The following is a 10,805-nucleotide window of genomic DNA, read 5'->3' on the forward strand; positions in this document are numbered from 1 at the left end:
GGCTCGGGGAGCTGGCGGGGCAGCTCCGGCGGCGTCGGCACGGGCGGCGGCTCGGCGACGCCGCTCCAGCGGCCCACCCTCGCGATGAACTCGCGCGGCAGCTGCACCGGGCGGCCGGCCTCCACGAGCTCCGGCTCGAAGAGGTAGCCCATGAAGTGGCCCAGGTCGCTGGCGGACACGTCCGGCGCGGTGATGTGGAGCTGCCGCGCCAGCGCCTCCGCGAAGGCCTGCGCGGTGGGGTAGCGCTGCTCCGGGCTGGTGGACATCGCGGTGAGCAGGATGCGCTCCAGCGCGGCCGGGATGCCCGGGGTCCACTCCCGGGGCCGGGGGAAGTCACCCTGGACGATCTTGCGCAGCACGTCCTGGAGCGAGCCTTCGAAGGGGCGGCGCCCGCAGATCATCTCGTAGAGGACCGTGCCCGCGGCGAACACGTCCGTGCGCGCGTCCAGCGCCTCGCCGCGCGCCTGCTCCGGCGCGAAGTAGACGTACTTGCCCTTCGCCACGTCCGTGTTCGTGTCGCTGCGTCCGGCAAGCCGCGCCCGCGCGATGCCGAAGTCCACCAGCTTCACCTGCCCCTCGAAGGAGAGGAGCACGTTCTGCGGGCTCACGTCCCGGTGGACGATGTGCAGCGGACGGCCGTTGTCGTCCAGCCGCGTGTGCGCGTACGCCAGCCCCCGCAGCATGTCGATGGCCACCAGCACCGCCAGCGGTGGCGGCAGCGCGGGCAGCCCCTTCTCCCGCGCCCGGCGCATCACGTTCGACAGCGGGTGGCCGTCCACCCACTCCATCGCGAGGAAGTACTCGCCCTCCACTTCCCCGAAGTCGAAGATCTGCGCGATGTTGCCGTGCGACAGCCCCAGCGCGATGCGTGCCTCGTTGATGAACATGGACACGAACGCGCTGTCGTCCGCGTAGCCAGGGAGGATCTTCTTGATGACCACCGGCTTCGTGACACCCGCCACCGCCGTCATCCGCGCGCGGTAGATCTCCGCCATGCCGCCCGTCGCGATGCGCTCGAGCAGCTTGTACTTTCCGAATTGGAAGCCGGCGGAAGGCGGCGGCACGTTCGAATCGGCTCCGGTAGAGGGGAGTCCTTCGGAAAAACCGCGAGACGCTATCATGAGGCCATTCAGACGCTCAGGGTGGAATATTCCGCTGCGCTCGCCAGCCTGTTCCCGTAACCCTGCATTCTTCCTCCTGTTCGTGAGCTGCCTGTCGTTGGGCGGCTGCCGCGAGTCCACCCCTGTGGGACCGGCACCGGAGGTGTCCCCCGAGACCCCACTCCGCGTGGAGGCGGAGGCCCGTCCGCCGGCTGCCAGGGACGCGGGCACGTGGGCGGATGCGAACATCGCACCCGACTCCGCGCCCGCCTACGGAGAGCCCCTTCCGGACGACGTCCTCCGGCTGGAGCTTTCGGGAGACCGGGTGCGGCTGGGCACGGAGACCTTCCTTTCCGCCCGGCCACAGGACGCGGGCCGGCTCGCGGAGCGGGTGCGTGGCAGGGATGTGCTCATGGCGGTGGAGGACGCGGACACGTTTCTCGCACAGGTGTCTGACACGCTGGCGGTGCTCCGCGCGCAGGCGGCGGCGGTGTGGCTCCAGCATCCGGACGCGCCGGTGGCCTACCGGCTGGTGCTGCGCGACGAACAGGGCTTCCGCGCGTGGCTGGAGGAGGTGGCGCCCGGCAAGCTGCGCATCATCCAGCGCGCGGATGGCTTCGAGCTGTCCACCAGCGTGGGCAAGCTGCCGGGGCCGGACCGCAACGGCCCCTCCGTGCCCGTGCGTGGCGGGCGCCAGGACATCGCGACGCTGCGGCGGGAGCTGGCCCGGTTGAAGGGGCGCTTCACCACGTCGGACGACCTGTGCCTTGTCCCTTCGTTCGGCACGGAGATGGTGCAGGTGGCGCGGGCGCTCGGCGGCACGTACGTCGCGCCGGAAGAGGGGCTCTTCGACACGCTCTGCCTCGTGTACCCCACGCCCCGGCCCGCGCCGGACGCGGGTTCCCGGTAATCAGGGACCCCGAACCCTCCCGCCCTCCGGCCGGGCACGCACGTGGGGTGGAGTCCGCATCGCATTGAGGTGGTGGGCTCGCGCCGCTACTACCCCTGTCGGTCCGCGCGCCCTAATGTGCCGCGCGCCTTTTCCCCTGAAGGCTTCGGAGGGCAGTGCTCCCTCCCCGGAGGTCGTCGATGGTCGCCGTAACCGAGCCCGCTTCCCGTCCCCAGGATGTACTCGCTGGGGGGACGTTCCTCTTCCAGGAGGTGGGCTCCACCCGCATCCTCACCCCGGAAGGGTTCTCCGAGGAGCAGCGGCTCTTCTTCAAGACGGCGCTCCAGTTCTGCCGTGAGCAGGTGCTGCCCCAGGCCGCGCGCATCGAGGGCAAGGACAACGCGCTCTTGCGTGACCTGCTGCGCCGCGCGGGCGAGCTGGGCCTGTTGAGCGTGGACATCGCGGAGACCTACGGCGGCACGGGCCTGGACAAGACGACGTCGCTGCTGCTCGCGGAGGCCATGAGCCTCCTGGGCTCCTGGTCGGTGACGTCCAGCGCGCACACCGGCATCGGGTCGCTGCCCATCGTGTGGTTCGGCAACGAGGCGCAGAAGGCGAAGTACCTGCCCAAGCTCGCCACGGGGGAATGGGTGGCGGCGTACGCGCTGACGGAGCAGGGCAGCGGCAGCGACGCGCGCGGGGCGAAGACGAAGGCGGTGAAGTCCCAGGACGGCAAGCACTACGTGCTCAACGGCTCCAAGCTCTACATCACCAACGCGGCCTTCGCGGACGTGTTCGTCGTCTTCGCGCAGGTGGACGGTGACAAGTTCACCGGCTTCATCGTGGAGAAGGACACCCCGGGCCTCACCGTGGGCCCGGAGGAGCACAAGATGGGCATCCGCGGTTCGTCCACGTGTCCGCTCTACTTCGAGGACGCGCTGGTGCCCGTGGAGAATCTGCTGGGCGAGCTGGGCAAGGGCCACCGCATCGCCTTCAACATCCTCAACTACGGCCGGCTGAAGCTGGGCGCGGGCGTCATCGGCAGCATGAAGCTGCAGCTGCAGAGCGCGCTCAAGTTCGCGCAGGAGCGCAAGCAGTTCAAGGCGCCCATCGCCACGTTCCCGCTCATCCGCGAGAAGCTCGCGCGCATGGCCACGCTCGTCTACGCGGTGGAGAGCATGACGTACCGCACGGCGGGGCTGGTGGACGGGCGGCTCGCGGCGAAGGAGCGCTCGGACACGGACTACGACGCGCACGTCATCGCCGCGATGGAGGAGTTCGCCACCGAGGCCTCCATCATGAAGGTCTTCGGCTCGGAGGCCCTGGGCTTCCTGGTGGACGACGCGGTGCAGGTGCACGGCGGCGCCGGCTACATCGAGGAGTACCCGGTGGAGCGCGCCTACCGCGACGCGCGCATCAACCGCATCTTCGAAGGCACCAACGAAATCAACCGCATGCTGATCACGGGCATCCTGCTCAAGCGCGCCGTGAAGGGCGACCTGCCGCTGTTCGCGCAGGCGCGCTCCGTGGCGGAGGAGCTGAGCCGGGGCGAGCGTCCCCGCGCGGGCCGCCAGGACGCGCTGGCCCACGAGGAGATCGCCGCCGAGTGCGCCAAGCACCTGGCCATCCACGGCATGCGCCTGGCCGCGGAGGCGTTCGGCACGGAGCTGGACAAGCACCAGGAGGTCATGGCCGCGCTGGCGGACGTGGTGATGGACGCGTACGCGCTGGACTCCATGGTGACGCGCACCCGGCAGGCCGCCACCAGCGGCGTGCTGGACCCCGTGCGCGTGGCGCTGGTGCGGCTGTACGCGATGGAGTCCACCGCGCGCGCCTTCGAGCGCACCCGCCGCGCCCTCTGCGCCACGCTCAAGGGCGACGCGCTCACGCTGGAGTTGAAGCGCCTGGCCGCGCTGGACGCCTTCACTCCGTACGACCCGGCGGAGCTGCGCGAGACGGTGGTCGCGGGCCTGGAAGAGGCCGGCGGCTACCCGTACAACCCGCTGTAACCGGTTGAAGCGCGCGGGTGCCCTGCCCGTACGTCAGGGCATCCGCGACACGGCATCCAGACCGAAGCTGACCCGGGCCCGCCAGGGCGCGGGCGGCAGGTGCTCCAGCACCATCAGGGCCTCCAGCCGCTGGAGCATGTCCGGCCGCAGCCGGCCGAACGTCGCGCCGAAGCCCGGCGTCACCGCCTGCGCCACACCCTTGCGCGGCACCGACGACGTCCACGCCACCTCGCCGTGGAGCAGGAGCGGGCCCTCCTGCATGTCCATCTCCATGAGGAAGGGCGTGCCCACCTGCACCTCGCGGGGCAGGGCGGGGGCCTCCACCTCCAGGCCCACGCCGCCGCGGGAGATGTCGCGCACGAAGAAGGACGGGGCCTTGGGGTCGCCTTCCTGGGCGCGCAGGTGCAGCGGGATGCGCGGGAAGCGGCGCAGGCCGTTCTGCTCCTCCTGGGCGAAGATGTGCTGGAGCACCGCGTCCAGCGGGCTGCGATCCTCCGCGCGGTCGTAGCGCACGGTGAGCAGGAAGCGCTCGCCGGGGCGGGGCTCCACCCGGATGACCTCGCCCAGCACCTCCACCGGACGCGGCATGCCACCCGCGTGCAGCTCGAAGGTGAACCGGGTGCCCAGCGGCAGGGCCTTGCGCGTCTCCAGGGTGACGCCGCCCTGACCCACGCTGCGGGTGTACTCACCGACCAGCGACTGCGGGGTCTTGTAGGCCACCTTCAGTCGAACGTTCGTGCTCACGCGCCCGGCACTCTCAGCCTGGGAGCGGAAAAACTCAAGTTTACCCCACCCCCGAAGGTAGGCCGTCCGGCACGTGCCCCAGCGGATGTCCGCCGGCGGGCGCGCGGTGTTCCAGCCTGTTGCGCGGTTTCTTGACCCCCCTGGGGGGGGCGCGTATGTATGCCGGCCGCAGAGGGGTAAGAAGTGGGAAGGAGTGGTGGTCCGTCCCGTGCTGGGCTGAAAAGGTGGATCGTCCCGCGTGTTCCGAGGCGTCTATGAGCACCAGATCGACGCGAAGGGGCGCACCAGCCTCCCGGCCAAGCTGCGGGAGACGTTGGTGGGCGCCTACGACGAGCGGCTCATCGTCACCACGGCCCTGGACCCCTGCCTCCACGCCTATCCGGTGCGGGAGTGGGAGGCGTTGGAGACCGCGCTCGCCCGGCGCAACCCCATGGAGCCGGGGGTCAAGACGTTGATGCGGCTGTACGTGGCCAGCGCGCAGGAGTGCCCGCTGGACAAGCTGGGCCGGTTGCTCATCCCGCCGTCACTCAGGGCGTACGCGAAGCTGGAGAAGGACGTGGTGTGGGCGGGGATGGTGAAGGTGATTGAGCTTTGGAGTCTGGACGGCTGGGCGAAGGCGCAGGAGGACGCGCGCCAGGAAGCCACCTCCCCGGACGTGTTGCGGGTGCTGGGCGAGCTGCGCCAGCCGTAGCCAGGAAGTCGACAGCCTCAAGTTCGCAGGAGAAGGGTGGGTACGCGCATGGACCAGGTGCAGGAGGTTCGTCGGAACAGGGCGGTGGTGGCGTCGTCCGAGCGCGTGGAGACGCTGATGCTGGAGGGCGAGCTGGAGGAGGCGGACCTGCTCAAGCTGTGTGAAGACCTGATGCACCGGCTGCACCGGGGCACGCGCCAGGTCGTCCTGGACTTCGCGGACGTGTCGCACCTGAACTACCGCGGCGTGCGGCCGCTGATGGCCCGCACGGACGCGTTCCGCCGCTCCGGTGGTGACGTGAAGCTGTCCGGGCTGTCGCCGTACCTGGCCGCCATCTTCCGCGCGGCCGGCGCCCATGACGCCTTCGAGCTGTACCCGCACATGAACGATGCCCGGGCCGCCTTCCAGCTCGCGCGCGCTCCCTTCGTCTGACACCGCACCGGGGCCTTCCTTGGACTTCCAGCACCAGACCGTCCTGCTCCACGAGACGGTGGAGTTGCTGAACCCAGCGGAGGGCAAGGTGATCCTCGACGGCACGCTCGGCGGCGGTGGCCACACCCAGGCGCTGCTCGCCCGGGGCGCCACGGTGGTGGGCGTGGACCGGGACCCCGTGGCGCTGGCGGCGGCCACCGCTCGCATGGGTGGCAACGCGCGCTTCCAGGCCCGGCAGGGCAACTTCGCGGACCTGCCTCGCGTGGCGCACGACCTCCTGCCCGTGGACGGCGTGCTGGTGGACCTGGGCGTGTCCTCGCCCCAGCTGGACGTGGCCGAGCGCGGCTTCTCCTTCATGAAGGACGGCCCGCTGGACATGCGCATGGGTGACACCGGCATGACCGCCGCGGAGCTCATCGCCGAAACGGACGAGCGCGACCTGGCGAAGCTGTTGAAGGACTACGGCGAAGAGCCCTTCGCGCGCCCCATTGCCCGGGAGCTGAAGAAGGCGCTGCCCCAGCGCACGCTGGAGGCCGCGGAGGTGGTGAAGCGCGCCGTGCCTCGCAAGGCGTGGCCGGACCGCATCCACGTGGCCACCCGCACGTTCCAGGCGCTGCGCATGGCGGTGAACGGCGAGCTGGAGGCGCTGGACGCGCTGCTCGCCGCGCTGCCCTCGCTGCTGAAGGTGGGCGGCCGCGCCGCGGTCATCTCCTTCCACTCGCTGGAGGACCGGAAGGTGAAGGAAGCCTTCCGCGCCCTGGTGGGCGGGTGCACCTGTCCGCCGGGCTTCCCGGTGTGCGTGTGCAACAGCCAGGGTGACTTCGCCCTCGTGTCCAAGAAGGCCGTCGCGGCTTCCGAAGCGGAAGTCGAGGCCAACCCCCGGTCTCGCAGCGCGCACCTGCGCGCGGTGGAGAAAATCCGATGAGCAAGGCCCTCTCGCGTCCCTCCGTGTCCGTGGCCGGCGTGCTGATGCACCTGCTGCCCGCCGTCATGCTCTTCGCCCTGTTCGCGGGCGTGGGCATCCTCCACGTCACCAGCCGCGTGCTGGTGGTGGACATGGGCTACCGCCTGTCCAACGCGGAGGGCGAAAGCCGCTCGCTCACCCGGGAGAACGACCGGCTCAAGCTGGAGCTGGCCACGCTCAAGGCCCCGGGCCGCCTGGAGCGCGTGGCGCGCGAGCAGCTGGGCATGGCCATGCCCAAGGGCGGCGCGGTGGTGTCCCTGGCGGACGAGCGCGTGAAGGGCTCGGGCACCGCGCAGGCCCGCTCGGCGGCGCCCGCCGTCCGCGTGGCGGAGCGGGGGACCCAGCGGTGAGGGACCTCAAGAGCGCGCGGATTCCGGAGTCGAACACGAAGGGGCTCCGGCTGCGGGTCCAGCTCTTGTTCGGGCTGTTCCTGGCGCTGCTGGGCACGGCGTTCGGCCGCGCGGTCTACCTCCAGGTCTTCCAGCAGGAGAAGCTGCGCGGCCTGGCGCAGGACCAGTACGTCCGGCAGATCGACATCCCGGCCCGGCGCGGTGACATCTTCGACCGGCGCGGCACGCCGCTGGCGCAGAGCGTGGAGGTGGACTCCATCTGGGTGGACCCGTCCATGCTCCCCAACGTGCAGCAGGCGGCGCGTCAGCTCGCCCGCGCGGTGCACCTGGATGGCAACGACGTGGCCGCGCGCCTGTCCCGCGCCAAGCGCTTCGCGTGGGTGAAGCGCCAGGCGAAGCCCCAGGAGGTGGAGGCGGTGAAGGCGCTGGGCCTGCCCGGCCTGGGCTTCACCAAGGAGCCCAAGCGCTTCTATCCCCAGCGCGAGCTGGGCGCGCACATCGTCGGCATGGTGGGCACGGACGGCCACGGCCTGGAGGGCCTGGAGCTGGCGTTCGAGGACGAGCTGTCCGGGCAGAACTCGCGCACCCCCGGCTTCCGGGACGCCAAGGGCCGCAAGCTGATGGTCCAGGGCGCCATGGATCCGCTGGAGCGCCAGGGCGCCGCGGTGACGCTCACGCTGGACCGCCACCTCCAGTACGTCGCGGAGAAGGCGCTGGCCAAGGCCGTGGAGGACGCCAAGGCCGTCGCGGGCATGGCGGTGGTGCTGGATCCGCGCACCGGAGAGCTGCTGGCGCTGGCCAACAACCCGCGCTTCAACCCCAACACGCCGGAGGACGGCGTGAAGAACGCCATCCGCAACCGCGCCGCGCTGGACGCCTTCGAGCCCGGCTCCACGATGAAGGCCTTCGTGGTGGCCGCCGCGCTGGAGCAGAAGGCCATCACCCCGGACACGCTCTTCTTCTGTGAGAACGGCGCCTTCCGCATTGGCCGCCACACCATCAACGACACCCACCCGCACGGCTGGCTCAACGCGCAGGGCATCCTCCAGGTGTCCTCCAACATCTGCGCCGCCAAGGTCGCGGAGGCCCTGGGCCGGGAGAAGATGGTGGCCGGCTACCACGCCTTCGGCTTCGCGGAGCGCACCGGTCTGGCGCTCACCGGGGAGAGCCGGGGCGTCATCCCGTTTCCGAAATCGGACATCTCCCTGGCCACCCAATCCTTCGGCCAGGGCATGACCTCCACCGCCGTCCAGCTGGCGGCGGCCTACGGCGCGCTGGCCAACGACGGCGTGCTGATGCGCCCGTACCTGGTCTCCAAGGTGGTGGACCCGGACGGCGTGGTGCTGCTGGAGAACCAGCCCACGGAGCTCCGCCGGGTCGTTTCCCAGAGGGTGGCGCGGCAGGTCGTGGGCATGCTCGAGAGCGTGGTGGTCAAGGGAGGGACCGCGCCCAAGGCCGCCATGGACGACTACCGGGTGGCCGGCAAGACGGGCACGGCGCAGAAGGCGGACCCCGTGGCACGGGGGTATTCCGACAAACGCATTGCGTCGTTCGCGGGCATGGTGCCGGCCGAGGCCCCGCGCGCCGTGATTCTCGTGGTGGTGGACGAACCCAAGACAGACGTATACGGGGGGAACGTGGCTGCCCCTGCCTTCAAGGAAATCGCTACCGCTGCCATGGCCCACCTGGCCGTGCCCCCGTCCCGGACGGTGGCACCCGCCGAGGTGGCTGCGGCCGCCGCGCCCGTGGTGCCCCCTCCGGCACCGAAGGCGTTGGCGAAGGCCGTGCCCGTCCGGGCCGGTCTGGAGGATGCGGTGACCGAGACCCCGGAGCCCGGCACGGTGCGTGTGCCGGATGTCCAGGGTCAGGCAGGACGTGAAGCCGTGGTGAAGTTGCTCGCCGCGGCGTTGGAGCCACAGCTGCAAGGCAGTGGACAAGTCGTATCTCAGACCCCCCCCGCCGGTGCGCTGGTGGAGAAGGGGGCTCGGGTGACGCTGGAACTGGCGACGCGGCAATGAGGCCGTGTCCTTTCCAGGCCCCGCATCAGCAATGCGTGTGAAGGGGAAGAGATGAAGCTGACGGATGTCCTCGCAGGGTGTGGGGCCGAGCAGACCTCGGGTGGCCGTTCCGCGGTCGACGTCACGGGAGTGACGCAGGATTCGCGGCGCGTGAAGCCGGGGGATCTCTTCATCGCCGTGCCGGGCCTGAAGGAAGACGGGGCCCAGTTCATTGGTGAGGCCGTATCGCGCGGTGCCGTGGCCGTGGTGTCGGAGAAGCAGGGGCAGTCTTCGCAGGTGCCGTTCTTCAAGGTGAGCAGCGCGCGCAAGGCGCTGGCCCTCATCGCGGCCAACTTCCACGGCCGCCCCGCGGACAAGCTGACGCTCCTGGGCGTCACGGGCACCAACGGGAAGACCACGACGACGTACCTGCTGGAGGCCATCCTCGCGACGGCCGCCATGTACACGGGCGCCAACCCGCCGGGCGTCATCGGGACGCTGGGCTACAAGTTCAACGGCAAGACGACGGAGCTGGCCAACACCACGCCGGACCCGCTGGAGCTGCACCGCATCTTCCGCGAGATGGTGGACGCGGGCGTGGAGACGGTGGTCATGGAGGTCTCCAGCCACGCGCTCGCGCAGGAGCGCGTGCACGGGCTCACCTTCAAGGCCGTGGGCTTCAGCAACCTGTCCCGCGACCACCTGGACTACCACAAGGACCTGGAGGAGTACTTCCAGGTGAAGCGCAAGCTCTTCGTGGAGAACCTGGGCGCCACGGGCACCGCGGTGGTGAACGGCGACGACACCTTCGCCAGCCGCATCTACAACGAGCTGCGCGGCCAGAAGCGCATGGCGTGGAAGTTCAGCCGCACGGGCGCGGGGGAAATCAGCGCCGCGGACGCCGCCTACTCGCTCAAGGGCATCGAGGCCACCCTGAAGACGCCCGCGGGCGACATCAAGGTGAAGAGCAAGCTCCTGGGGCCCCACAACCTGGAGAACATCATGCTCGCCGCCGGCATCGCGCTGGGCGCGGGCATCAGCCGCTCGGACGTGAAGAGCGGCATCGAGCTGGTGTCCCAGGTCGCCGGCCGCATGGACCGCGCGGAGAACCACCGCGGCGGCCCCGCGCCGGCCGTGCTGGTGGACTACGCGCACACGGATGACGCGCTCAAGCGCTCCATCGAGGCGGCGCGCACGCTGGCCAAGGGCCGCGTCATCGTCGTCTTCGGCTGCGGCGGCGACCGCGACAAGGGCAAGCGCCCGCTGATGGGCACCGTGGCCGCGGAGGGTGCCGACCTGGTGATGGTGACCAGCGACAACCCGCGCTCGGAGGACCCGGAGGCCATCATCGCGGAGGTGACGCCGGGCCTGGAGAAGGGCGGCCTGCGCCGCATCTCCGCGGGCAAGGCGAAGGTCGGGGAGAAGGGCTACCTCGTGGACGCGGACCGCCGCGCCGCCATCGAGCAGGTCATCAACCTTGCCAAGGATGAGGACGTCGTCCTCATCGCCGGCAAGGGCCACGAGACCTACCAGACGGTGGGCACGGAGAAGCTCGCGTTCGACGACCGCGAGGTCGCCGCGCGCGCGCTGGCCAACCGCATCCCGGGCTGACCCTTCTCAAGGCCAACA

10 protein-coding genes are annotated in these 10,805 nt (G+C 70.5%); 8 read left to right on the forward strand and 2 right to left on the reverse strand.

The window, feature by feature from the left end; translation table 11 throughout:
- Positions 1–1,064 (reverse strand): serine/threonine-protein kinase (locus D7X32_RS20795; protein WP_244239106.1); only part of this gene is annotated, 1,064 nt, incomplete at its 3' end.
- Between the two features lie 199 nt (positions 1,065–1,263).
- Between D7X32_RS20795 and D7X32_RS20800 the strand changes: the two genes are divergently transcribed.
- Both D7X32_RS20800 and D7X32_RS20805 read left to right on the forward strand, forming a co-directional pair.
- Positions 1,264–2,010, forward strand: a complete 747-nt coding sequence (locus D7X32_RS20800; RefSeq protein WP_439329015.1) for a hypothetical protein — start codon at positions 1,264–1,266, stop codon at positions 2,008–2,010.
- 179 nt (positions 2,011–2,189) lie between these two features.
- Complete coding sequence (locus D7X32_RS20805; protein ID WP_120604312.1) at positions 2,190–3,998, forward strand: acyl-CoA dehydrogenase FadE; 1,809 nt, start codon at positions 2,190–2,192, stop codon at positions 3,996–3,998.
- Positions 3,999–4,031: 33 nt separating this feature from the next.
- On the opposite strand, the gene D7X32_RS20810 is transcribed toward D7X32_RS20805, so the two are convergent.
- Positions 4,032–4,742, reverse strand: coding sequence for a PilZ domain-containing protein (locus tag D7X32_RS20810; protein ID WP_120604313.1), 711 nt, complete (start codon positions 4,740–4,742; stop codon positions 4,032–4,034).
- Positions 4,743–4,980: 238 nt separating this feature from the next.
- Here D7X32_RS20810 and mraZ point away from each other — a divergent pair, with 238 nt between their 5' ends.
- The 6 genes from mraZ to D7X32_RS20840 are packed head-to-tail and all read left to right on the forward strand — an operon-like array spanning position 4,981 to position 10,787.
- Positions 4,981–5,433, forward strand: coding sequence for a division/cell wall cluster transcriptional repressor MraZ (mraZ, locus tag D7X32_RS20815; RefSeq protein ID WP_120604314.1), 453 nt, complete (start codon positions 4,981–4,983; stop codon positions 5,431–5,433).
- Positions 5,434–5,481: 48 nt separating this feature from the next.
- Positions 5,482–5,865 carry an STAS domain-containing protein gene (locus D7X32_RS20820; protein WP_120604315.1) on the forward strand — a complete coding sequence of 128 codons (384 nt, stop codon included), beginning with the start codon at positions 5,482–5,484 and terminating at the stop codon, positions 5,863–5,865.
- A complete protein-coding gene (gene rsmH / locus D7X32_RS20825; RefSeq protein WP_244239107.1) occupies positions 5,822–6,790 on the forward strand; it encodes a 16S rRNA (cytosine(1402)-N(4))-methyltransferase RsmH in 969 nt (322 codons plus the stop codon). Before D7X32_RS20820 ends, rsmH begins: the two co-directional genes overlap by 44 nt.
- Positions 6,787–7,179 (forward strand): cell division protein FtsL, encoded by a 393-nt coding sequence (gene ftsL / locus D7X32_RS20830; RefSeq protein WP_120604316.1) that lies wholly within the window; start codon positions 6,787–6,789, stop codon positions 7,177–7,179. The genes rsmH and ftsL overlap by 4 nt, the downstream gene beginning before the upstream one ends.
- Positions 7,176–9,197 carry a PASTA domain-containing penicillin-binding protein gene (locus D7X32_RS20835; RefSeq protein ID WP_120604317.1) on the forward strand — a complete coding sequence of 674 codons (2,022 nt, stop codon included), beginning with the start codon at positions 7,176–7,178 and terminating at the stop codon, positions 9,195–9,197. Before ftsL ends, D7X32_RS20835 begins: the two co-directional genes overlap by 4 nt.
- A gap of 51 nt (positions 9,198–9,248) precedes the next feature.
- Positions 9,249–10,787 (forward strand): UDP-N-acetylmuramoyl-L-alanyl-D-glutamate--2,6-diaminopimelate ligase, encoded by a 1,539-nt coding sequence (locus D7X32_RS20840; RefSeq protein WP_120604318.1) that lies wholly within the window; start codon positions 9,249–9,251, stop codon positions 10,785–10,787.
- The last annotated feature ends 18 nt before the right edge of the window (positions 10,788–10,805 follow it).

The organism is Corallococcus carmarthensis (genome assembly GCF_003611695.1).
Taxonomy (GTDB): domain Bacteria; phylum Myxococcota; class Myxococcia; order Myxococcales; family Myxococcaceae; genus Corallococcus; species Corallococcus carmarthensis.

What these genes read in the sequence shown, in the direction of transcription:
- D7X32_RS20805 (WP_120604312.1), top strand. Translation starts at nt 2,190, where the DNA reads ATGGTCGCCGTAACCGAGCCCGCTTCCCGTCCCCAGGATGTACTCGCT.
- D7X32_RS20840 (WP_120604318.1), top strand. Translation starts at nt 9,249, where the DNA reads ATGAAGCTGACGGATGTCCTCGCAGGGTGTGGGGCCGAGCAGACCTCG.
- ftsL (WP_120604316.1), top strand. Translation starts at nt 6,787, where the DNA reads ATGAGCAAGGCCCTCTCGCGTCCCTCCGTGTCCGTGGCCGGCGTGCTG.
- rsmH (WP_244239107.1), top strand. Translation starts at nt 5,822, where the DNA reads ATGCCCGGGCCGCCTTCCAGCTCGCGCGCGCTCCCTTCGTCTGACACC.
- D7X32_RS20820 (WP_120604315.1), top strand. Translation starts at nt 5,482, where the DNA reads ATGGACCAGGTGCAGGAGGTTCGTCGGAACAGGGCGGTGGTGGCGTCG.